Raw genomic sequence first — 23,439 nt, 5'->3', positions numbered from 1 at the left:
CCTTTCGGGAGGTTCAGGAGGTGAGGAAAGTCTTGAGTTCGTGGACGAGCTTGGTGATGTGGCCGGAGATCACCGGCGTGCCGAGATCCTTGAAGCGCTCGCGGAACCAGGGGTTCACGCTGCCCCGGCCGGCGCTGGTGACCGAGCCGACCGGGATGAACTTCGCCCCGGACCGGTGGATCGCGGCCATGCTTTCGAAGAGCTGCTCGACGCGGGTCTCGTAGAAGTCCGAGATCCACACCACCACGGTGTTCGCGGGTTCGGCGATCTTCGGCTGGGTCAGCGCCATCGCGACCATGCCGTCGTTGCCGCCGCCGAGGTTGGTGCGCAACAGCGTTTCGAAGGGATCGTGCACCCACGGCGTGAGGTCGAGCGCCTGGGTGTCGTAGGCGATCAGGTGAACGTCCACTTTGGGCAGCCCGGCGAAGATCGAAGCCAGCACCGCGCAGTTGACCATCGAGTCCACCATGGAGCCCGACTGGTCGACGACCGCGATGAGCCGCTGCGGCGTGGTCTTCTTCGCGGTCTGCTTGTAGTAGAGGCGATCGACGTAGAGCCGCTCCTCGTCGGGGCTCCAGTTGGTGAGGTTCTTCCAGATGGTGCGATCGAGGTCGAGGTTGCGGAACACGCGCTTCGGCGGGACCGAACGGTCCACCTTGCCCGTCGAGGCCTTCTCGACCTGGGTCCGCAGGACCTCCGCGATCTCGTCGACGTAGCGGCGGATGAGCGATTTGGCGTTGGCCAACGCCACTCCGGACAGGTTGTCCTTGTCCCGCAACAACTGTTCGATGAGCGACATGCTCGGGCTCAGCTTCGCCGCGAGCGCCGGGTCGGCGAGGACCTCACGCAGATGCATCCGTTTGACCAGGTCCGCCTCGATGCCGCCGAGCTCCGGGCCGATGGCCGGGAGCAGGGTGCTCAGGTCGGGCGCGCCACCACCGCCGGTGCCGCCGAGGCCGGTCGGGGCGCCGCCGCGACGACCTCCGCGCAACTCTCCCGGACGGCAGCCCAACGCGCGCTCCAGCCAGCCCGCGTCGGCCTGCCAGCGGGACAGCTGCCCCGCCGTCACCGTGGGCGGCGCCGGAGCGAAGACGTTGAGCAGCACCTTCGACACGAGCGCCGCGCGCCGCACTTCCGCGGCCTTGTCCCGGCTCTCCTCGGCTTCGGGGACCATCAGCCCGTCGAACTCGGCCGCCAGCTCCGGATGACGCTGGACGATCGAGTCGACCGCGACGTTCGGATCCAGCACGGCGGACGGCAGGCCGACGTCCTCGACCACGGCCACACTCGCCGATTCGAGCGCGGCCTGCTCCTCGGTGTCGAAGAGCCGGGCGAGCAGCCGCCAGTACAGGACCTGGCGGCGGTTGTCCTCGGGTTCGGTCATTTCCGCAACAGCCTTCCGGCGCGTTCGCGCAGTACGGCCGCGGCGTCGGTGGCCGCCTTCTCGGCTTTCACCCCGGCCTTGTCCGTGGTGCCGCCTGCCCAGGCTCCGGCGTGCACGGCGGTGGTCTTCTTGCGCACGGTGGTTTCGACGGCGAGCGGCTGGAGGCGGAATCCGCCGTCCCACCGGATCAGGCCGATGCACGCGCTGGAACCCGCGACCGCCTTGGGTGTCAGCGGGCCGGCGGCCGGGATGCGATCGGTCTCGACGGAAAGCCGATTCCCGGCGAAGGTGAACGTGAGCACGTCTTCGTCTCCCTCGATCCCGTACCCCTCGAGGAAGACGGGAACGGCGAGTCGCACCGGGTGCCGATCCAGCGGCTCGACCGTCGGCGTGACGGCCTTCGGCAGAGCGACGCGCGCGGTCGAGAACGCGTCCGCGGGCTCTCCGAGACGGGCAAGTTCGTCTCGCCAGAGGACGTCGCCCTCCGCGGTGACCGGCATGTCGGCGAGGTCCATCGAGCGGCCCTCGCTGATCGCCGTGAGCAGGGAAAGATGCGGGCGCAGCAACTGCCAGATCCCGGCGCCGATGATCGTGTCCGGCTTCGGCGCGGTCACGTTCGCGCGCACGAGCCGCGGCGGGGTGCCGTCTTCGGGTTCGAACACCGCGTGGACCTGGGCCTGCGCGGCCGTCGCATGTTCCAGCAGGTCGACCCCGAGAGGCAACAGGCGGCCGGTGACCGTGCCGATCACCGGCGTCGCCGCCGCCCCGGGCAGGGTCAGCAGCATTCCGCGCGACCACAGGTCGCCCCAGCGCCGGGCGGGGATCCGCTCCAGCGCCGCTCCAGGACAGGACGCCGCGAGTTCCGCGGCGAAACCGTCGAGCAGGACGGCCAGCCGACGGAGGCTCGGTTCCGCGAGCAGCGCGGAGATCACCTGCGCCGAAGCCGAGATCAGGTCGTGGTCGATACCCTGCCAGCCCGCGCGGGCCAGATCGGACAGCCAGGACCGTGCGGCGACCAGGAGATTGAGCGGTTCCGGCGCGGCGGCTTGCCCGGCGGAGTCCTCGCCCAGCGGCCGGCCGGTCGCTTCGACCAGGCGCGCGAGAACCGCGTCGTGCACGGAGCCGAACACCGCGATCCGTGCCGCCGCAAGGGAAACGAAATGTTCCTCCCCTGCGGCACCAGCTGCGGTCTTCTCGGCCGCCTCGGCGACTCTGGACGCCAATGGCGACCCCTCGACGGCGTCAGCCAGCTCCGTCAAGCCCGCGATCTTCTGGGGACGCAGCAAGCCGGCGACGAGCACGTCGTCGAAGGCATCGACAACCGCCAGCGCCTCGTCGAGACCGGCGATGGGATCGGTGAGCAGATCGACACGCATCAGACCACCGCCCTCGTCGGCGGGAACCACTGCAGCTCCGGTACCGGCGCCGTCGACGGCTCGAATTCGAGGTAGGCCAAGTGCCGCAAGAACTGGCTGAACACGGAAGCGGCGGCGGTGTTGTCACCCTGCGACGGCCGCGTCGCGCTCATGGTCTGCGAAATGGCCTGCGCGGTCGGCTCCGGAACCTCGACGCGCAAGTACCGCGCGACCCGCTCCGCACCGTACTGAAGGGTGGATTCGTTGATCAGGGCGAGAATGTGGTTGCAGAACATGCCCCGGGCTCCGCCGCAGGGCCGGTTGTTGTTGGTACTGCAGGCAAACTCGTACGTGCTCGCCGCGACCGACGAGACGTACACCCGGCCGATGTCCGATCCGCTGGACACCACGCCCTGCACCCGTCCGTCGGCCAGTTCGACGAACGGGACCTTCGCGAGCTTGCGCGGGCGGGCGGGTGGCAACACCCTGACCGTGCTTGCTCTTTCCCAGTCTGACAACGCATCTTCTCCTTGCGGGGTGTCTCGGTGGGGACTGGGATGAACCTAGCGGGAGGCACCGACAGTTTTGATCACATCCGGCTTTTCGCGAGCTGACCGGCCAGATCGGCGAGGCCGTCTGCGTGGAAGTCGAAGCGATCCATGGCCTTCGGCGGGTCCCCGACGGGCCTGGCGACGTAGGCGGTCCGGAGACCGACGCTCTGTGCTCCCCTCAGGTCCCATGCGTGGGCGGCGACCATCAGCAGCCGCTCCGGCCTCGTCTTGCTCAGCTCGACGGCCAGCTCGTAGACGGCCGGGTCCGGTTTGTAGGTCCGCGCCTCCTCGGCGGAGAGCGCTTGATGCCACCGGAGACCCGCATGGGCGTTGATCCGGAGCAGGCTCGTCCGGCCGGCGTTGGAGAGACCGATCAGCGGGTATCGCTCCGCGAGGCGAGCCAGCCCTTCGACGGTGTCGGGCCAGGGCGGAAGCCTCGGCACCACGTCGGTCTTAGTGACCAACTGGGCCGCTTCGCGGTCGAGAACGTCGCTCGGGGCGAACGGCCGTTCCCCCGCGACGATGCGCCGCTGCTCGGTCTCGATGTGGCCCAGCCACTGGCCGACCAGATCATCCGCATCGGTGCCCGGCGCCGCTTGCCGGACCGCCTCGCGGATCCCGGCCGGTTCGTCGACGAGCGTGCCGAGTATGTCGAACACCAGGGCGTCGATCTCCACGGACAACCTCCAGGTAAGGGTTAAACTAGCAGTTAACCGCGAAGATACGAGAGGTCGGTAAGGGATGCAAGTAGCGTTAGACGATTACGTCCGGGCGGCGGGCGTCGCTACCGACCTGGTCAACACCGCCCCGAAGGTCTGGCACGGCGAAGACAAGCTTTCCGACCTGGAGTCTCTCGCCGCCTTCGCCGAGCTTCACGCACTGCCTGAGCCCACCCGGCCTGGTGATCTGCGTGCCGTTCATCGGTTACGCGTCACGGTGCGGGATCTGATCGACCACCCGGATCAGGCACGCCTCATCACCGGAGCCACCGCGCTCACCTCTTCGATCGGTGACGTCACTCTTCTGACCGACAGCGCACGATGGGCCGTTTCGGCCCGGCCTGACGCGACGGTCGCGGACTCCCTGGCCCTGGTCTGCGGCGTCGGGATACTCGGCGTCGTCCGGTCTCTCGGCGTGGAACGGTTCCGCGCCTGCGGCGCACCTACTTGCGGAGGTGCGTTCATCGACACAACACGTCCGGGGCGGCGTCGCTATTGCATGCCGGGATTATGCGGGAATCGCGTCAACGTCGCGAACCACCGGGCACGCAAGCTTTCTCAAGATGGATTTCGAGGCGCCGTAGGCGAAATGCCGTAGCAGCGGTTCGAGAATTCGGCCCATCAAATAATACTGCTCGCTTCGAAGTATGATGCACGAGAGTGAACCGTCTCGACAGCGAGCGAATCATGGCGGACAATCGGATGCGCGCGGCACCCTGCGACAATCCATTGTTGCGCTCAGTTCCCTTACTCCCATCATTTGGCGAAAAGGAACCCCATGCATGACGATGATGAGCCAGTAGGCCGAGTTCTCGGCAGGCGGCAGGCGTTGATCCTTCTCGGCGCCGCCGGCGCGACACTCACGGTCGCCGGATCCGCCACCGCGAGCGCCACCACCTTCAACGCGGGCACACCCGAGGTCTGCACGCTGGATTGCGTGGTCAAACCAGAGCAGATGGAGGGCCCGTACTTCGTCGACGAACGACTCAACCGCTCCGACATCCGCAGTGAGCCCTCCACCGGGCAACTGGTTCCCGGCACCGCGCTGGTGATCAACTTCACCGTTCAGCAAATCCGTCAGCAGCAGTGCACGCCACTACCGGGAGCCATGGTCGACCTTTGGCAGTGCGACGCGTTCGGGCTGTACTCCGACATTCCGTCCCAGGGAAGTCGCGGCCGCCGTTTCCTGCGCGGTTACCAGAACACCGACCAATCGGGAGCGGCCCGGTTCACCACCATTCTGCCAGGCTGGTACACGGGACGCACGCTGCATATCCACATCAAAATACGCACCGTCGGAACCAACGGCAGGCCGTACGAGTTCACCTCGCAGCTTTATTTCACGCCCGAGTTCGGCGCGGCCTATCTGCGGACCGAACCGTACCGGCGGAAAGGTCCGGCCGACACGACCAACAGCCGGGACTCGATCTACCGCAACGGCGGTGCCCAGATGCTGCTGCGTCCACAACAGACCGGCAGCGGCTACACGGCGGACTTCGCGATCGGTCTCGACCTGTCGAACACCCAAGTCGGCCGTCCCGACTAGAGCAAGCACAGGGCCCTCCCCGGCAAGCGCCGGGGAGGGCCCTGTGCACGCCGAGGTTGAAGACGGGCGCGGCCCCTCAAAAGACCTGGCACCCCTCATGACCGTCCACAAGGGACACCGCTCGGAGAAGTACGCCCGTTTCGGATGGTTTGCCCGATTTCACCAGGGGGTCGTGAGTGGCAATGAGCGTTCTAACCCCTCATTACCACTCACGACCCCACTCGGAACCGTACATATGGACATCGATCGGGCACGCGGGGCATGGTCAGCTTACGTCAGCCAGTTCGGCCCCGTGCTGGACCACGCCACGTCCGCCATACCCCTCAGACGCCGGCGATCTGCTGGATCCAGGGCCGGTACCGCGTGATGTTCGTGTAGGCGGTGGTCGTCTGCCGGTCGCTCGTCGAGGCGACGCCGACCTGACGGCCGGAGGCGAACATCGGGCCACCCGAGTCCCCACCGGCGGTGATGCCGTCGCCGCGGCGCGCGCACACCGCTATGCCGCCGTTGTAGTCACGGCAGGAGACCGACGTGACCGAGACGTTGGCGACCTTCAGGTAGCGGGACTGGCAGTTGATCTCCGAACCGCACTGGCTGGTCGCGCCCCAGCCGTAGACCTGGACGGTCTGCCCCACGGAGACGTTGGCGGTGGTGCCCAGCGGCGAGTACGTCGCGTTCACCGGCGCGGTGAGCCGCACGATCGCGAGGTCGGCGCTCGGGTGCCGGGTGACGGTGGAGCCGGTGGCCATGGTGCCGCCGCTCTGCTGGTCGAGGCTGCCGATCCGGAAGGTGAACGTGCCGCTACTGGCCACGCAGTGCTTCGCGGTCAAGATGTACTGCGGCGCGATGATCGTCGAGGTACAGGTCTGCCTGCCGTTGGCGAAGAGTCTGGCCGCCCACGGGCCGCTCGTCGCGTTCTGGCCACCGATGATCATCGGCTGGACGTCGGAGGACGGTTCCGCGGCGGACGCCACGGGGGCGGTGACGCCGAGCAGCGCCGCGAAGGCGGTGCCGGCGATCAGGGCGAAGGAGCGCAGTCGCATGATTCCGACTCATTTCTGCGGCCCGGGTTCGGCCGCGCGATGGGGACGGGTGTGCTGATTCTGGTGCGCGGCAAGAGAAACCTGACACCGACGAAAGTCGTGCAGTGGATACCTATCTCTACGCCGCGACACCGCTGAGTGGCGCTCTAGGTATCGGAACCGCCCGCCGGTTACGACGACCGGCTTCCGTCCACTTGAGACAGACGGCGGCATAACTCCAGGGACATAACCCGGCTCCGGGGCTTCCCGAAAACCGGGTCCGCCGCCAGAATCGCCATCATGACCACAGCACAGTGGACCCCGACCTACGGCGACCCCTTCGAGCCGGTTCCCTACCGTCCGGCGCGCGTGCCCGCGGAAGAATCGCTGGCCACCGCCGCCGATCTGCGCCGCCGCATGGACACCCGCCGCACCGTGCGGATGTTCTCGACGGACCCCGTGCCCGAACAGGTGGTGGTGGACGCCATCGCGGTGGCGGCCACGGCGCCCAGCGGCGCGCATCAGCAGCCATGGACGTTCGTGCTCATCAAGGACGCCGAGACCAAACAGCGGATCCGTGAGGCCGCCGAAGAGGAAGAACGCGTTTCGTACGAGGGCAGGCTCGGCGAGGAGTGGCTGTCCGCCTTGCGCCCGCTGGGCACCGACGCCGTCAAAACCCATCTCACCGACGCCCCGTACCTCATCGTGGTTTTCCAGCAGCGCTATTTCCTCGACGAGGACGGCACCAAGCACAAGCACTACTACGTCGACGAGTCGGTGGGCATCGCGGTCGGCATGCTGCTCACGGCGTTGCATCTGTCGGGGCTGGCCGCCTTGACGCATACGCCGTCGCCGATGCGGTTCCTCGGCGAACTACTCGAGCGGCCACTGAACGAGAAGGCGTTCGCCGTCATCCCGGTCGGCTATCCAGCCGACGACTGCGTGGTGCCGAACCTGGTGCGCAAGTCGATCGACCAGGTGCTGATCCGTCGATGACCATCCGCGCGGCCCGGGTGTGTACGCGCACCTGGGCTGCGCGAAACACCGGCAAACAAGCATCCAAATTGCGCAATAGTGCAGTTTACTGCACACTTTGGCACATCTCTTGACATATCCGGCGGCGATTGGACAAAGTCTGGGCACCGAAGGCGACACGAAGGAGTGTTCTTCATGGCCGACCTGCCCTCAGTCTCCCGGCGGACACTGTTCGGCGGCGCGCTCGCCGCCGGAGCGCTCGCCGCGATCCCGACGAGCGCGACCGCGGCGGAAGAGGCGGAAAGCGCACCCCGCCGTCCTGGTCAGCGCAGCATGATCGGGGTCCCGTTCGAGCGGCACCAGACCGTCCGGATCGCGCTGATCGGTCTCGGCAATCGCGGTATGTCCATGATCGGCGGGTGGAGCGCCGTCCCGGGCGCCGTGGTCACCGCGGTCTGCGACATCCGCGCCGAGCGCGCGAAGGCCGCCGCGGACAAACTCGCCGCCGGCGGGCGTCCTCGCCCGGCTGAGTACGGCGGATCCGCCGACGCCTACCAGAAGATGCTCTCCCGCGACGACATCGACCTCGTTTACATCGCCACCCCGTGGGAGTTCCATTACGCGCAGGGCAAGGCCGCGCTGCTGGCAGGCAAGCACGTCGGCGTCGAACTGCCCATCGCCACCGAGCTCGACCAGTTGTGGGACCTCGTCAACACCAGCGAGCAGACCCGCAAACACCTGTTCCTGGCCGAGAACTGCAGCTACGGCCGCAACGAGCTGGCCATCCTCAAGATGGCGCACGAAGGCGTCTTCGGCGAGGTCACCAACGGACACGGCGGCTATTTGCACGACCTGCGCGAACTGCTGTTCTCCGACACGTATTACACCGACGCGTGGCGCCGGAAGTGGCACACCCGCAGCACCGCGAGTTTCTACCCGATGCACGGCCTCGCGCCGATCGCCGCCTGCATGGACGTCAACCGCGGCGACCGGTTCGCCACGTTGCGCGCCACGGCGACCGAGCCGAAGGGGCTCGCCGACTACCGGAAGCGCCACATGCCGCCGGGCCACCCGTCGTGGAAAGAGACCTATATCAACGGCGACCTGGTGACCTGCCTGATCGAGACCGAGCAGGGCCGGATCATCCGCGCCGAGCACGACGTCAGCTCGCCGCGTCCGTACAGCCGCATCAACAGCCTCGCCGGCAGCCGCGGCATCGTGGAGGACTACCCCGCCCGGATCTACGTCGAGCCCGACCACAGCGGCCACGCGTGGAAGGACTTCGGGCCGTACCGCGACCGTCACGACCACTGGCTGTGGAAGAAGCTCAAGGACGACCCGAACCTCGGCGGGCACGGCGGCATGGACTACGTGCTGCAGTGGCGGATCGTGCAGCAGATGCGCGCCGGGCTGGTGCCGGACATCGACGTCTACGACTCGGCGGCCTGGTGCTCCCCCGTGCCCTTGAGCGTGGTCTCCCTCGCTCGCGGCGGGAAACCGGTCGCGGTGCCGGACTTCACGCGCGGTGGCTGGACGAAACGCCGGGCGGGGCTGGACTCGCAGCCTTCGGAGATGCCCGGCTAGGACTCCGGCCCGTGAGCGGCAAAGCGAACGCGGCGAGTCCGTGAAGGCCTCCTTCCCTACATTCAGGGTAGGGAAGGAGGCCTTCACGGACTTTCCTGACTCCTGGCGTCCGATGAACGCGCCACGGAGGTGGTCACGAGCGGCGATTCGGGTACACCTCCGCTGTGCGCATCCCGAAGACGGTGCCCGGTGCTCATGCCGCGAAAGCCACCGTTGACCTATCCCTCGATAGCGTCCTCACCACTCACGAGGAGTAGCGAGGTACGACACGGTAGACACGGAGGTCCTTCGGGGTCCCCTTGGCGCGGAAACTCCGGCGCGGTCGCACGATCACCGCGCCGGGGTCCAGCTCGTCGACGACACTTCCGCTGGCCAGCACCTCGTCGCCGTCGGCGGCGGCCATGACGCGGGCGGCGATGTTCACGTCGACGCCGAGGTAGTCGTTACCGACCCGCCGCGGATTCCCTCGATGAAGCCCCGCGCGCAGGTGCGGGAGATAGCCCTCGGCCTTGATCACACTCACGGCGGAGCACGTCTCGTAAGCGGCGTTCACCGCCTCGCCCGGGTCGGCGAACACGGCCATCACGCCGTCGCCGAGGCCCTTCACGATGCTGCCGCGATGCCCGGTGACGACCGATTCGGTCACTTCGCCGACCGAACGCAGCAGCTCCAGCACGCGTTCGTCGCCCGCCTGCAACGCCCATGTCGAGAAGCCGACCAGATCGGTGAACAGCACCGTGATCCCGTCCGCGGACACCGGCGGCGCGCCGGACCGGCGGACGGCCTGCCAGGCCTGCACGGCGGCCAGCCCCAGCTCGCGGGTGGCGCTGGGCCGGTCCGCACCCGCCTCGGCGAGCAGCCGGGCGAGCCGGTCGGACGAGCGGCCCGTCGACGGCGCGAGCGGGTCACCCGGGACCAGCCTGCGGAGGAACCGCGCCCCGCGCACCAGTTCGCCGCGCTGATCCGTCGCGCGCAGGAACCTGCGGGTCCGGAGGTGCCACGGCTCGGGTCGTTCGGTCACGATCAAGACCCTAGCCCGCTCACCTCGCGTCCGTCGCACCTGTCACCGAGGTGACAAGAATGCGGACACCATTTCCCCTTTCCTCCCCCGCATGACAATTTACGAACTCGCCATTCCACATACACGTGACAAGATCGAAGCGCAAAGAAAACGCGAGAGATCTTTTCCTTTCCTCGTTGGTGACTTTCCACCTACATTCGCTTTCGAGCCCATTCAACGATGAAAGGACCTGACATGACGGAAACCCTCGTACGGAAGGGTGTTCGGCGGTTCTGCGCGGCCGGGATCGCGGCCGCCGTCGCCGGGACGGTCATGCTCGCCGCGGCGGGAACCGCTGCCGCCGTCGAAAAGAATCTCACGTACAAGGGCGGCTTCCCCATCATCGGCGACCAGAAGGTCGCGGTGGTCGTGAAGGCGGAAATCCCGGCGGCGGCGAAGGCCGGGGAGCCGGTTTCGGTGCCGTTCACCCTCGACGTCGACGCCGGTCAGGCCGCGGGCGACGGGCTCCGGCTCGTCGGTGCCAAGAAGCTCTCCGGCACGATCGGCTCGAAGGTGAACATCGCGCTCGGCGAGCAGAAGATCTCGATTCCCATCGAGCTGCCGATCCCGGACACCGAGGTACCCGCCGAAGGGCCGCTGAAGTTCACCGCGCAGGGCAAGGTCGACTTCACCATCCCCGCGGGCACCCCCGCCGGCGAGGCGACCAGCAGCGTGGACGCCGCGGCGACCTCGCATATCGTCACCGACAGCTCGCTCGGCGAGTTCGACGTCCAGCTCGCGCTCGACCCGCCCGACCAGGACGCCGTCCTCGGCAAGACGACCATCAGCTGAACCCCCGTCTTCCCCCGGCTCGGCGAGCCGGGGGAAGACGCGTCTTGACCTCCAGCGCACTGGAGGTCGCAAGCTGTCGATCATGTGGATCTGCGACAGGTGCGGTATCGAACATCCCGCCACTCCCGAGCCTCCCCGGTGCGTTCTCGACCGAGGCGAGGTCGGCATCGAGGAAGCCGGTGACCTCGGCGCGCACACCGGACGCTGGTGGACGCACGAGGAACTGATCTCCGTGCCGCACAAGACCTCGCACCGCGATCACGGACGTGGCCTGCACAGCATCAAACGGGAGCCGAACCTCGCGATCGGGCACTGGTCGTTCATCGCGGTGACCCCGGCGGGCACCCTGCTCTGGGATCCGCCGTCCTGGTTGGACACCGAGGTGCTCGACGTCGTGCGCGGGCTCGGCGACGTCGCCGTGATCGCCACCAGCCACCCGCACATGTTCGGCGCCCAGCTCGGCTGGAGCCGCGCGCTGGGCGAGGTTCCGGTGCTGGTCAACGAACGCAACCGCGAATGGCTGCCCGCCCCCGATCCGGCGTTCGAGTTCTGGGACGAGCGCGTGGAACCCCTGCCGGGCCTCGAACTCGTCCGGCTCGGCGGGCATATGCGCGGCAGCGCCGTGGCCAGGACGCCGGACGGCAGCATCCTGGCCGGGGACACGATCTCGGGCGGGCTCGCGCCGGACTGGGTTTCGTTCCAGCGCAACTTCCCCAAGCACATCCCGCTGTCGGGAGCCGTGGTCCGCCGCATCGTCGACCGGCTCGACGAGTTCTCCTACGACCGCCTCTACACCCTCGGTGGTGACACCATCGACCGGGATGCCCGCGCGGTGGTGCGCCGAAGCGCCGAAACCCATATCCGGTGGGTGAACGGCGACTTCGACCACCTCACTTGATCGCGCGTTTGTCCTTGCCGCGGAAGGTCAACGCGATGGCCCCCGCCATCGCCATGAAGAAGGCGACGGCCCACATCCCGGCGCGGAAGCTCCCGGTCAAACCCTGCAGCCAGCCGGTGAGATAGGGGCCGACGAAGCCCGACAGGTTACCGAAGGAGTTGATCAGGCCGATCCCGGCGGCGGCGCCGACTCCGGACAGGAAGGCGTTGGGCAGTTGCCAGAACACCGGGATCGCGGTGAACACGCCGACCGCGCAGAGGGTCACCGCGATCATCACCCACAGCGGCGAGCCGAGATACAGCGCGGCGGCGATCGCGACCGCGCCGACGAACGCGGCGATGGCGACGTGCCCCGCCCGTTCGCCGGTGCGGTCGGAATGCCGTGCCCACAACACCATGGCGACGGCGGCCACGGCGTACGGGATCGCCGTGATGAGCCCGATCTCCACGATGCTGTAGTTGGTCTGGAACTGCTCCTGGAAGCCCTTGATCACCTGCGGGAGGAAGAACGCGAGCACGTAGAGGCCGAAGATGATGCCGAAGTAGACGGCGCTCAGCGCGAGCACACGCGGATCGGTCAGCGCCGATCGGGTGCTCACCTCCTTGCCGACCTCACGGATGTCTTCCGCGTCGATCGCCGACTGCAACGCCGTGCGCTCGCCAGGGGTCAGCCACTTCGCATCCTTCGGCTTGCTCGGCAGCAGGAAGAACACCGCCACCCCGAGCAGGATCGACGGCACCCCTTCGGCGAAGAACATGAACCGCCACCCGGCGTCGAAACCCAGGACGCCGTCGCCGTGCTTGATGAGCAGGGAGGAGACCGGGCTGCCGATGACCGACGAGAGCGGCACCGCGAGGAAGAACAGCGCGACGATCTTGGCCCGCTGCTTTCGCGGGAACCAGTAGGTCAGGTACAGGATGATGCCGGGGAAGAACCCGGCCTCGGCGATCCCGAGCAGTACCCGGACGATGTAGAAGCTGACCTCGCCCTGGATGAACGCGGTGGCCGAGGCCACGATGCCCCAGGTGATCATGATCCGCGCGATCCAGATCCGGGCGCCGACCTTGTGCAGGATGACGTTGCTGGGCACCTCGAAGAAGAAGTACCCGACGAAGAACAGGCCCGCGCCGAGCCCGTAGGCGGCCGAGCTGATGCCGAGGTCTGCGTTCATGGTGAGCGCCGCGAACCCGACGTTGACCCGGTCGAGATAGTTGAGCAGATAGAGCAGCCCGAGTAACGGGACCAGCCGGATCATCGCCTTGCGCACCGCTGGCGCGGTGGACACCTCTGCCGTCTGTTCGTCCATCCGCGCGAGTGTAGAGGGCGATCAGAACAGCGGAGGCAGGAACGCACCGAAGTTTCCGCCGGCGGCCCGATCGGCGGGATCCGGGTCCACTTGGACCGAGTCGGGGTTCCGCGGGTCGTAGGTGACCTTCACCGTCGAGCCGCGGGCAGGGGCCTGAAGCGGCGGGGTGATCATCGTCGTGACGACGGTCCGCTCGCCGTCGTCCGTGGGGAACCGGACCTGCACGGTGAACCTGGGATTCCCCATCACCCAGACGTTCGTGAACTCGACGCCGAGTACCTGGCCCATCACCTGACGGCCCGTCTGGGCCAGCGCCTGCGCGCGGTCGTCCGCCTCGGCCTTGGTGACGAACGCCCGTCCCAGCACCATGATCATGACCAGCGCGGTCACCCCGGCCACGGCCGGAACGAGGTACGGCTCGTAGTAGACGATCCAGTCCACCTCGGTCCACGGTTCGGACGGCAGCCGCTTCCCCACCGCCTCGGGCGGCGTCCAGGAAGGGATCGCGACGCCGCTGCCCAGCGCGATGCCGAGGGACGCGGCGAGGCTGCTCGCCCGGAAGCCGATGCCCATCCCGCGCAACGACATCCCGCCGCCCCACAGCATCGCGAACCCGAGCGACGAAGCCACCGTGATCGAGACGCTGAAGAACAGGACGAGCGAAACCGCCGGGCCCGCGTCGGGCCCCCACGCGTCGACGCGGTTCAGCGACATCAACCGGAAGCCGTCCAGCAGCCCGAGGGCGCCCGACCAGCCCGCCGCCGCCCAGGCGAGCGTCGTCGGCACGCCGAGCAGCCAGAGCCGCAGGCCGGGGCGGTGGGCCTGCCGGGGATCTCCCGGCAGGCCGAACTCGAAGGTCCCGAACATCGCCGCCGCCTAACTGTTGTGGGTGAACCCGCGACCGCGATCGACGTCGGCAGGGCGCGGTATGGCAAAAAGGTCATGTCGAGCGAGCAAGGCGCCCTGCCACCGCGATAGCGGGGCCTTCGGCCGGGCGGGTTCACGCGTATGGTCACTTCTCCGGACCTCTCGCAGCTCCGCCTACCAGCGCTAAGAGATCGGCCCGAACACGGCGACCTTCGCCGGGTCGGCGGGGTCGACGCGGGCTTCGTGGCGGGTGCCCGGCGCGTACTGCTGGATCGTCGCCAGCGGCGCGATCAGCTGCGTCACCGTCCGGTAGGTGGTGCCGTCGGTGCGGGTGACTTCGAGCGTCGCGGTGTACTGCGCCTGCCCGGCGATCTTCCGGCCGGTCGGCTCCAGCTCGCGGACCACCAGGGTGGCGGGCTCGCAGGTGTCGTAGAGCCGCCGCAGTTCGGTGCCGTAGGCCTGGAGTTCCTGCTGCTGGCGCAGTTGCTCGTCCATCGGCAGTGCCATGAACGCCGCCATGTCGGGGTCTGCATTGAGGCTCCGGAAGGCCTGCGCGGCCAGCTGCGGCGTCGGCAGCTGCGGGGTGATGTCGTGGCCCTGCGCGGCGGCGGCCTGCCGGAACTGCTCCGCGTGACGCTGGAAGTCCTGCGCACCCCGCGTCATGCCCTGCTGCGTCGCTTCGTTGATCTTGTCGCGGATCTTCTTGAACATCGGGTGCCGCCTCTCGCCGTGTCGTTCGTGCTGGACACAGCTTCGGCGGGCCATTCCGCTACCGAACCCAGGTTTTCCCGTCGTCGGTCGCGTCGAGGCAGGTCAGCGGCGCCCAGAAGACGGGCGATGTCGCCGGTTCGGGCTTCTCGCGCCAGCGGGCGAGCCGGGACCGCTGCCAGGCGCACAGTTCGGTGACCGGATCCTCCCCTGCGAGCGCGGTGTCGACGGCGATGACGAGTTCGGACATCGGGTCCGAACCGGGCACGGCGGCCGAGGTCGGGAGCGCCCAGACCGTGGCGGCGACCAGTCCCGCGCCGGCCGCGACGGCGGCGAGCAGCACGCCGAACGGTTCGGCCAAGCCGAAATCGCTCGCGCTGGCACAGCCGATCAGCGCCACCCGCGCGGGCATGGCGTCCATTTCGGACAGTGCGAGATCGGCGGCGGTGAACGGCCGGTGCGCTCCGATCGGCGCGGCCGTGCCGGGAAGGTCGGCAGAACAGGACAGATGGAGCGCGGTCTGCGCGCCGTACTCGTCGCGGACGCGGCTGACGTGCCCGACGAACACCAACCGGGCACAGGGGCCGGACAGCAGTTCGGCGAGCAGACGGCGGTCCGTGTCGGTGCGGCGGACCAGATCGAGCCCACGGGCGGCGGCGGGAAGGACCGGGCCGTCGGCGATCCGCTTCTCGAGATGACGGATCAGCGGTGACCCCGGATCCTGCTTGCCGAGCACGGAACCCAGCTCGCCGAAGGCACTCTGCCCGGGGATTCGCGGGTCGAGCAGGTAGACCGGCGGGCCGTCGGCGGCTGGTCGACGGCGCGGGATCGCGGCAGGGGCGAGCAGCGAGACGTCGGCGACGTCGAGAACGCGCTCGTCACCGTCGAAACAGCCGCCGATCTCGTCGATCTCGAGCACCTGGTCCGCCCGCCTGTCGGGCAGGGCGAGCAGCCCCCACGGGACACCGGCGAGGCTCGGGGACGGCTGGATCCGCAGGAGCGGGCGGGTTCCGCCGGCCGCGGTAAGCCGGAGCCGCTCGACCAGGTCCGCTGGCAGGAGGTTGAGGGCGAGGACGCGCGCCAGGCGTTGTTCACCGGCGAAGCTGCCGAAGGCGTCTTCGCTCAGTGAGCGACGGACGGCGTCGGCCACGCTCTCGCCCTCGCGTGGTGTGGGCGACGCGGCGTCCAAGCACTGACGAGCGGTCCCGACCAGAGCGAACTCGATCGGATGAGTGTGGACGGTGTCGAGGTCCTCGGTGGTCCGCCAGGTGAGGAAGGTGTGGCCGGCGTCGGCGTAGCGCAGGAGGAAGGTCTCGCGTCCGGGCTTCGCGGTCGGCCAGGTCTCGACGGTTTCGGTGACCGTGCGGGGCAGCTGGTACCGCTCGGCGGCCAGGCGGAGCCACGGGTCCAGCTCCATCGGCGACGAGGGTGACCAGCGCAGCCCGGGCGGTGGGGCGAGCCGCAGCGGAAGCGACGACGTCACGGAACCCAGTGCCGCCAACGGAAGCCCTTCGGCGACGGGGCCCACTTCGAGGGTGGGCAGCGCGCCGGTGAGGTCGAGCGAGCGCCCTTCCACACCCGTGTACGCCCCGACGGCGCAGGTGCGCTCGATCAGTTCCGCCGCCAGCCTCGGCTCCTGGAGCTGCGCCAGCAGCGCCATCACCATTTCCGTCGCCGGACCGGCGACGTCGCGGGCCCAGGCCGTGCGTGCCTGCGGCGAGGTGAACTCGAACCGGTACTCCGCCGCCGCGAGCGCAAGCGGAAGCAGCAGGTCCAGCACGGCCGGGAGGTCTTCGCCGTGCGCGAAGCCGATCGTGGCCGCCACGAAATCCGTGTGCAGGCGATCCGACCAGTCCCCCGACGTCCGCGCCGACTCCCGGGCGCGGGTCACGTGTTCACTCGCCTTCGTCCAGTCGCCTTCGGCCATCGCGCAGCGGGCCAATGCCACGTCGAGGCGCCGCAGGCCCGGCACGTCGGCATTGGCCGTCCAGATCTTTCCGGCGTGCTCGAACTGATCCCTGGCCTGCACGACGTCTCCTGTGTACAGCAGCAGTGTGCCCAGCGCGTGGCTCGCCTCCGCGACATCGCCGTTCAGGCCCGCGGCCGCGAGTTCCTCGCGGGCGGCGACGATCGCGGCGACCGCTCCGGGGAGGTCGCCGCCGAAGGCCCGGTCGGCCGCCAGCTCGATGCTCGCCCTGGCGGCCAAGGGACGGCCTTCGTGCTGGGCACTCAGCCGCAGCAGATCCGCGCGCGCGTCGGTGTCTTCGCCACCCGCCTGGCGGACGCGGGCCCGCTCGGCTCGCGCCATCGCCTGCAGTGCCGCCACTTGCCCGCGGACATCGTCGATCTCCGCGATGGCATCCAGAGCCGTCAAGATGTCCTCGATCGCGGTCCGCGCGCCCGCCATGTCCCCGGCGGCGATCTGGACGCGCACGTGGAAGATCCGCAGTTCCAGCTCGTCCGCGCCGTACACGTCGAGCAGCTCTGGCGGGTACTGTCCGGGCCCCGCGTCCTTGCGCTGCGCCGCCCGTCGGCGTTGCCCGGCGATCAACTCACGCGCCTTGACGACGTCGCCTTCCTCCGTGCTCAAGGAGATGAGCACGCGCTCGGCGACCTCCCGGGAGCCTTCGATCATCCGGAGCTCGGCGTACTGTCCGTAGTGGACGATGGCGGCGGTACTGACTTTGAACGCCTGGAGCACGGCTTCGGCGCACTGACGAGCGTTGCGAAGGTCGCCGGTGGAGTAGCAGACGGTGGCCAGATCGCTGACCGCGGCGAGGTCCAGATCCGTCCGGTCGAGCCGCTGCGCGATCTCCCGCATCTTGCCGTACGTCCGGTGCGCACCGGCGACGTCCCGGGCGACGGCGAGCCGTTTGGCCTTGTCCTGGAGTTCGACCGCTTCGACGAGCAGCTTCCGGTACTGGCGTTCGGACAGCGAGCACGCGGGCAGTTCGCCGTACGGCGCCGGATCGAGGCCGAAATGCCGTGCGACACAACGACAGTTGTAACCGTGCGAGGTCGCCGGCCCCAGTTCGGGCGGCAGCGGGCGGTCGGGTGAATTCCGGGGCGGTGGCATGCCGACGAGCACGTCAGAACTCCTCATCGGCGGAAGCGGCCGCCGCCCGTTCGGCGAGCGTCCTTGCCGCCGGAGGACGTGCCCGGACGAGCGCGACCACCTCGGCCCGGTCTTCCGCCGTGGTCCCGTCGACACCTTCTCCCGCGACGCCGACAACGACGGCGATCTGTCCACTATGGACACGAGCGGCGAGCCTGGTCGCGGTCTCGTCCAGCTCCGCCGTGCCGGAGAACCGCCCGGCACCCAGCTCCAGCGGCACCTCGGCGAACGGCTCGCCCGCATGACTCGCGAACGCGGTGATGGCCGCGTCGGCGAACGCGCCCGCGACGACGATTTCGAGCCTCGTGGCGGTCGCGGCGGCGACGATCCGCCAGGTCACCGCGTCCTCACCGGCGTCAAGGATCCCAGGTGGTACCCGCGCCCAGTCGACGCTCGCGCGTCCGCTCGCCAATACCCCTTCGCCGGGTGCGAGCGGATCGAGGCCCGCGGCCAGCGCGTACGCGCGTTGGCCGGGTGTCGCCGTTTCCCACCGTGCCGACATTTCCGCCGCCGTCTCGGCGCGTACGACGTCGTCCTCGTCGTCGAACCAGGCGGCGAGCCGGGTGCACAATCCGCGGACTTCTTCGGCGACCGGCGGGCCCGCCGCCAGGAGGGCGTCGTCCGCGATGGCCGCGTCGAACAGCTCGGCAGGGGAAGCTTCGAACCCGTCGAGAAGACCTTCGGCCAGGCCCTCGACGTCGGCCGTCGCGACCGCAGTCTCGAGATCCAGCAAGGCCGGATCCAGCGAGGGAATCCCGAGTGACGGACCGGCGGGCCACCAGCGACGCAGCCACAGCAGCAAAGCGAGCCTGCCGAGTTCCGGCTGGGCAGGAAGCTCGATGTGGCCCTGGCCGAGCGCGACGAGAGTCGCCTCCGCGCCCGCGAGCCGGGTCAGCCAGGGTTCCGCGGCCGCGGCGTCGGTGAGTTCGATGTGCATCGTGGAGGCCCGGCCCGCGAGAAGATCGACGAGGGCGAAGCGAATGAGGCCGCCATCGGCCGCGATGACGGGAGTATGCACCGGATGCGTCACGACACGGCCTCCAGCTCCGGCAGGCGGGCCGTGAGCGCGCGCCGCACCTTCGTCCGCAGATCCAGTGAGGTCGAACGGACCACGCCGGTGACCAGGTCGCGTACGTCGGCGGCGTCGGCGGGCTGGTCACCGCGGACGTCGAAGCCGTGCAGCCGGACCCACAGCCTGCCGAGGAAGTGCTTGGCGAACTCGTGAAGATCGCGCAGGAGTTCGGCGTCGGGTCGCGGAGTGAGCGGCGTGACGCCGGCCAGGGCTCGACGAGCGTGCAGGACGTACCCCTCCCGGGCGACTTGGGCATTGAGCCGCCGCGCGAATTCGGGAACGCCGGCGGGCGCCGCGCCGTCGAGTGGCCTCAGCGCGGGCGCGAGGACGACCCCGAGCGCGAAACACGCGGCCAGCGCGGGCAAGCCGAGCCCGAATCCGGCGGCGACCCTGGTGAGTTCGTCATCGACGAGCTCGGCGACGGGAGCCCGCTCATCCAGAGGCAGACGGCGCAGGGTCGCGCGCACCCGTCGCTCGACACTGCGTTCCAGGAGTTCGGGACCGGTTTCGTCGCTCCGGTTCAGCGGAGGGACGGTGGTGCGATCCCCGCGCTGCAGACCGAGATCCGGTACGGGCAGCCCGGAAATCGCCTGGACGACTTCGCTCAAGCCTCGGGCCCCGCCCGGCTGTCGCAGCATCAGGCCGAGAGCGTGCCCGGTGACCGAATCGGCGAGCGCTCGCCAAGCGGAGTCGGAAAGTTCGTCGACGAACGCGCCGAGTGCGGTGATGTCCTGCGGTACGGCGGATTCGGCTTGCCAGCGGCGCCGCAGTTCCGCGGTCAGCTCGGCCGAGTACCGCGGATCCGAGAGGTAGGAGGTGAGCTGATCGACGCCCACCGCGCCGCCCTCACCGTGCAGATCCCGCAACGCCGCCGCGGCCGTCTCCGCCGCGTCCGGCCCCGGCGAGCCGAAACCGGTCGCCAATTCGTACGCCAGCGGGAAACACACGTCCTGGACGTTGCCCGCGGTGATGCGCAGAGCGCGGCGCTGCCGTTTGAGGTGGGTGAACCACGCGGCCGTCGCGCGCAGCCTGTCCGCGTCGGCCAGCAGCACTTCCGTCAGCTCGGCCGCCGTGGCCGGGTCCAGCACGGGACGACCGAGCCGGGGCCGCGCGGCGGTGCGGATCACCAGCGGGTCGATGAGCTTCTTGATCGTCCGGGTCAGCGGACCGCCGTCGGCCGACGACAGGACCTCGACACCGTCGATGCGTTCCCATGCCTGAGTGAGAACGGCCGAACGCAGCCGGGGCCCGCCCGATTCCGTCGTCAATCGCCCTCCCTCCCGCAGGCCACGACTCTATCCGAGAGACCGTTCGGACTAACTTTCGTCCGTTCTGTACATACTTTCGTTGACTTCAACCGAAAGTCCTCTTAGGTTCAGCGTCGTCACAGAGGTGCTCCGCCGCCGACCCGAGGAGCAACGATGCTTCCGTCTGTCCGCAAGCGCTTCAACCGGACCATCGTCGCCTCGTTGGCGCTGGTCACGGCAGTGTCCGGGCTGGTGACAGCCCCGGCAGAAGCGGCCATCCCACCCCAGCAACCAGGTGTCACGCTCCGCACGTACGACCTGCAGCGCGAGCTCACCAAGCTCTGCTCGATCAAATCCGGCCAGACTCCCAACGTCGACAAGCTGATGCCGACGATCAACTGGACCACCACGGCCGACTTCGGGCTCAACGAGCAGTTCGTCTCCGAGGTCATCGGCAACATCAACATCGCCTCGGCCGGGCAGTACGAATTCCGGCTCACCAGCGATGACGGCTCCCGGCTCCGGATCGACGGCCAGACGGTGATCAACCACGACGGCCTGCACGGCGCGACTCCCGCGACCGGTTCGGTCCAGTTGAGCACCGGGTATCACGCACTGCGGATCGACCATTTCGACAACCTCCACGACCAGCAGGTCACCCTCGAATGGCGGCCACCGGGCGCGGCGGACTTCGCGCTCGTGCCGAATTCGGTGCTCAGCACCGACGCCGACGTCGTCCGGGTGACCTCGCCGGGGCGCAAGGAATGCGAGGGTGCCACGGATTCGCCCGGTGACGGCCTGCCGCTGAACGGCGTCCACCCGGGTTTCACGCTGACGAACCTGCGTCCCGACGGTTTCCAGCCGCAGGTCACCGGCATGGACTGGCTGCCGGACGGACGGCTCGCCATCGCCACCTGGGGCGGTTCCGACAAGACCCTCGGCGAGGTCCACTTGCTGAGCAACGTCAGCGGGAACACCGACCCGAGCAAGGTCCGCACCCAGCGCGTCGCCAGCGGGCTGAAGGAACCGATGGGCGTCAAGTACGTCGACGGCAAGCTGTACGTGTCGGAGAAGACTCGGCTCGTCGAACTGAACGACACCACCGGTGACGGTGTGACCGACGACTACCGCACCGTGGCCACGTGGCCGTTCGGTGGCAACTTCCACGAGTTCGCGTTCGGCCTGCTGTACAAGGACGGCTTCTTCTACGCCAACCTTTCCGTGTCCATCAACTACGGCGGCGCCACCACCGACCCGCAGCCCGCGCCGAACCGCGGCACCACGATCAAGGTGAACAAGGCCACCGGCCAGGTCTCCTACATCGCCGGCGGGCTGCGCACCCCGCACGGTATCGGCTGGGGACCGGAAGGCGACGTCTTCGTCACGGACAACCAGGGCGGCTGGCTGCCGGCGAACAAGCTCGTCCGGGTCAAGCAGGACCGCTTCTTCAACCACTACACCAATCCCCCGGGCCCGTTCGACTCCAAGCCCGTCACCGCTCCCGTGTTGTGGTTGCCGCACAACGAGATCGCGAACTCGCCGAGCAACATGGTCATGCTCTCGCAGGGCCCGTTCGCCGGGCAGATGGTGTACGGCGACGTGACCTACGGCGGGCTTCAGCGAGCGTTCCTGGAGAAGGTCAACGGCGAGTACCAGGGAGCCGTTTTCCGTCTCACACAAGGACTCGAGTCGGGTGTCAGCCGGATCAGCCTCGGCCCCGACGGCGCGATCTACACCGGCGGGATCGACGGCGGCGGCAACTGGGGCCAGCCCGGCAAGCTCGCCTACGGCCTCCAGAAGGTGACGCCCAACGGCACGAACGCCTTCGACATCCGCGCCATGCGGGCCGTCGCGGGCGGATTCGAACTGGAGTACACCCAGCCGCTGTCGGCCGAAACCGCGCAAAACCTCGCGGCGAAGTACCAGGCTCAGCAGTGGCGCTACCAGCCCACCCCCGCGTACGGCGGACCGAAGATCGACGAGCAGACCCTGTCCGTCACGGCCGCGAGCCTCTCGGCCGACCGCAAGAAGGTCACGTTGCAGATGGCGGGCCTGAAGGCAGGGCACGTGGTCCACGTGCGTTCGCCGCGTCCGTTCGCGGCGGAGTCCGGTGCGGCGTTGTGGAGCACCGAGGCCTGGTACACGCTCAATTCTCTGGTCGGTGGCCCTCCGGCGAGTACGACCTACGAGGCCGAGCGGGCCGCGTTGAGCGGTGGCGCCGGGACGAACACGAACCACGCCGGCTACACGGGCACCGGATTCGTCGACGGCTACTGGAACCAGGGCGCCGCCACGACGTTCACCGTGAACGCGCCGAAGTCCGGTGCCTACAACGCGGCCTTGCGCTACTCGAACGGCCCGGATCCGGCGCCGGGGACCAAATCGGTGACCGTCTACGTCAACGGGACGAAGGTGAAACAGGTCAGGCTCGCCAGTACCGGTAACTGGGACACCTGGAACACACAGCCCGAGACGCTGAACCTGAAAGCCGGGGCGAACACGATCTCCTATCGCTACGACACGGGCGACGCGGGCAACGTCAATCTCGACAGTCTCACCCTGACCGAGTCGCGGCGTATCCAGCTGTTCAAGGGCACCGATCTGAACGCGTGGGAGAAACGCGCGGGCGGCGCGGCGACCTGGCCGGTCTCGGGCGGCGCGATGGAGTCGTACGGCGGGGACATCCGCACGAAACAGCAGTTCGGTGATTTCCGACTGCATGTCGAGTGGAACGAGCCGAACTACCCGCCGGAGGTCACCGGGCAGGCCAGGGGCAACAGCGGCGTCTACCTCCAGGAACGCTACGAACTGCAGGTGCTCGAATCCTTCGGGGACACCACGCTCGCCGACAACGAAGCGGGCGCGATCTACTCGAAGAAGGCACCCGACCGGAACATGGCGACGGCTCCCGGAACCTGGCAGACCTACGACGTCACCTTCCGTGCCGCGCGGTTCGACGGTGCCGGGAACAAGACCGACAACGCCCGGGTGACCGTGGTCTGGAACGGCGTCGTGGTCCACAACGACGTGGCGATCGACGGCGGGACGGGCGACAGCATCCCGGAGAGCGCGGCACCGGGCGCCATCCGGCTGCAGGACCACGGGGATCCCGGGGAGAACCCGCGGTTCCGCAACATCTGGATCGAGCCCATCGGCTGAGTCATGCCGGTCCGGCGTGGTCCGTGAAGGCCTCCTTCCTTACCCTCACGGTAGGGAAGGAGGCCTTCACGAACTTGAG

19 protein-coding genes are annotated in these 23,439 nt (G+C 68.6%); 7 read left to right on the top strand and 12 right to left on the bottom strand.

Annotation, left to right across the window (positions count from 1 at the left end; translation table 11 throughout):
• Positions 1-13: 13 nt before the first annotated feature.
• The 4 genes from AC069H_RS28635 to AC069H_RS28620 all read right to left on the bottom strand — a co-directional run bounded on the left by AC069H_RS28635 (position 14) and on the right by AC069H_RS28620 (position 3,967).
• Positions 14-1,384: a VWA domain-containing protein gene (locus AC069H_RS28635; RefSeq protein WP_478227095.1), complete on the bottom strand. Its 1,371-nt coding sequence runs from the start codon at positions 1,382-1,384 to the stop codon at positions 14-16.
• On the bottom strand, positions 1,381-2,760 hold the full coding sequence (locus AC069H_RS28630) for a hypothetical protein (RefSeq protein ID WP_478234388.1): 1,380 nt from the start codon (positions 2,758-2,760) through the stop codon (positions 1,381-1,383). The genes AC069H_RS28635 and AC069H_RS28630 overlap by 4 nt, the downstream gene beginning before the upstream one ends.
• Entirely contained in the window at positions 2,760-3,257 is a 498-nt protein-coding gene (locus tag AC069H_RS28625) for a hypothetical protein (protein WP_478234387.1), read from the bottom strand. Before AC069H_RS28625 ends, AC069H_RS28630 begins: the two co-directional genes overlap by 1 nt.
• A 71-nt stretch (positions 3,258-3,328) precedes the next feature.
• Positions 3,329-3,967: a haloacid dehalogenase type II gene (locus AC069H_RS28620; protein WP_478227093.1), complete on the bottom strand. Its 639-nt coding sequence runs from the start codon at positions 3,965-3,967 to the stop codon at positions 3,329-3,331.
• A gap of 64 nt (positions 3,968-4,031) precedes the next feature.
• Between AC069H_RS28620 and AC069H_RS28615 the strand changes: the two genes are divergently transcribed.
• Both AC069H_RS28615 and AC069H_RS28610 read left to right on the top strand, forming a co-directional pair.
• A complete protein-coding gene (locus AC069H_RS28615; protein ID WP_478227092.1) occupies positions 4,032-4,607 on the top strand; it encodes a CGNR zinc finger domain-containing protein in 576 nt (191 codons plus the stop codon).
• Positions 4,608-4,769: 162 nt separating this feature from the next.
• Positions 4,770-5,555 carry a dioxygenase family protein gene (locus tag AC069H_RS28610; RefSeq protein WP_478234386.1) on the top strand — a complete coding sequence of 262 codons (786 nt, stop codon included), beginning with the start codon at positions 4,770-4,772 and terminating at the stop codon, positions 5,553-5,555.
• Positions 5,556-5,878: 323 nt separating this feature from the next.
• Here AC069H_RS28610 and AC069H_RS28605 read toward each other — a convergent pair whose 3' ends face one another.
• Complete coding sequence (locus AC069H_RS28605) at positions 5,879-6,598, bottom strand: S1 family peptidase (RefSeq protein ID WP_126736969.1); 720 nt, start codon at positions 6,596-6,598, stop codon at positions 5,879-5,881.
• Positions 6,599-6,877: 279 nt separating this feature from the next.
• Here AC069H_RS28605 and AC069H_RS28600 point away from each other — a divergent pair, with 279 nt between their 5' ends.
• Positions 6,878-7,573, top strand: coding sequence for a nitroreductase family protein (locus AC069H_RS28600; protein ID WP_478227089.1), 696 nt, complete (start codon positions 6,878-6,880; stop codon positions 7,571-7,573).
• Between the two features lie 174 nt (positions 7,574-7,747).
• Complete coding sequence (locus AC069H_RS28595) at positions 7,748-9,136, top strand: Gfo/Idh/MocA family protein (protein WP_478234385.1); 1,389 nt, start codon at positions 7,748-7,750, stop codon at positions 9,134-9,136.
• Between the two features lie 244 nt (positions 9,137-9,380).
• Here AC069H_RS28595 and AC069H_RS28590 read toward each other — a convergent pair whose 3' ends face one another.
• Positions 9,381-10,163, bottom strand: a complete 783-nt coding sequence (locus AC069H_RS28590; RefSeq protein ID WP_478227087.1) for an adenylate/guanylate cyclase domain-containing protein — start codon at positions 10,161-10,163, stop codon at positions 9,381-9,383.
• A gap of 228 nt (positions 10,164-10,391) precedes the next feature.
• On the opposite strand from AC069H_RS28590, the gene AC069H_RS28585 reads away from it, so the two are divergent.
• Both AC069H_RS28585 and AC069H_RS28580 read left to right on the top strand, forming a co-directional pair.
• Positions 10,392-10,988, top strand: a complete 597-nt coding sequence (locus tag AC069H_RS28585; protein WP_478227086.1) for a DUF6801 domain-containing protein — start codon at positions 10,392-10,394, stop codon at positions 10,986-10,988.
• 82 nt (positions 10,989-11,070) lie between these two features.
• Entirely contained in the window at positions 11,071-11,886 is an 816-nt protein-coding gene (locus tag AC069H_RS28580) for an MBL fold metallo-hydrolase (protein WP_478234384.1), read from the top strand.
• Here AC069H_RS28580 and AC069H_RS28575 read toward each other — a convergent pair.
• From AC069H_RS28575 to AC069H_RS28550, 6 genes are all read right to left on the bottom strand, one after another.
• Entirely contained in the window at positions 11,879-13,192 is a 1,314-nt protein-coding gene (locus AC069H_RS28575; protein ID WP_478227084.1) for an MFS transporter, read from the bottom strand. The genes AC069H_RS28580 and AC069H_RS28575 overlap by 8 nt on opposite strands.
• Positions 13,193-13,213: 21 nt before the next feature.
• Positions 13,214-14,059 carry a DUF3592 domain-containing protein gene (locus tag AC069H_RS28570; RefSeq protein ID WP_478227083.1) on the bottom strand — a complete coding sequence of 282 codons (846 nt, stop codon included), beginning with the start codon at positions 14,057-14,059 and terminating at the stop codon, positions 13,214-13,216.
• 183 nt (positions 14,060-14,242) lie between these two features.
• On the bottom strand, positions 14,243-14,770 hold the full coding sequence (locus tag AC069H_RS28565) for a hypothetical protein (RefSeq protein WP_478234383.1): 528 nt from the start codon (positions 14,768-14,770) through the stop codon (positions 14,243-14,245).
• Positions 14,771-14,828: 58 nt separating this feature from the next.
• Positions 14,829-17,870: a hypothetical protein gene (locus AC069H_RS28560; protein ID WP_478234382.1), complete on the bottom strand. Its 3,042-nt coding sequence runs from the start codon at positions 17,868-17,870 to the stop codon at positions 14,829-14,831.
• Positions 17,857-18,912 (bottom strand): hypothetical protein, encoded by a 1,056-nt coding sequence (locus tag AC069H_RS28555; protein ID WP_478234381.1) that lies wholly within the window; start codon positions 18,910-18,912, stop codon positions 17,857-17,859. Before AC069H_RS28555 ends, AC069H_RS28560 begins: the two co-directional genes overlap by 14 nt.
• On the bottom strand, positions 18,909-20,222 hold the full coding sequence (locus tag AC069H_RS28550) for a hypothetical protein (protein WP_478234380.1): 1,314 nt from the start codon (positions 20,220-20,222) through the stop codon (positions 18,909-18,911). Before AC069H_RS28550 ends, AC069H_RS28555 begins: the two co-directional genes overlap by 4 nt.
• A gap of 153 nt (positions 20,223-20,375) precedes the next feature.
• Between AC069H_RS28550 and AC069H_RS28545 the strand changes: the two genes are divergently transcribed.
• Positions 20,376-23,360 (top strand): 3-keto-alpha-glucoside-1,2-lyase-like domain-containing protein, encoded by a 2,985-nt coding sequence (locus AC069H_RS28545; RefSeq protein ID WP_478234379.1) that lies wholly within the window; start codon positions 20,376-20,378, stop codon positions 23,358-23,360.
• The last annotated feature ends 79 nt before the right edge of the window (positions 23,361-23,439 follow it).

Source organism: Amycolatopsis sp. NPDC043887 (genome assembly GCF_056435665.1).
The sequence above is the reverse complement of the archived record's forward strand: the minus strand, read 5'-3'. Positions and strand labels throughout refer to the sequence as shown.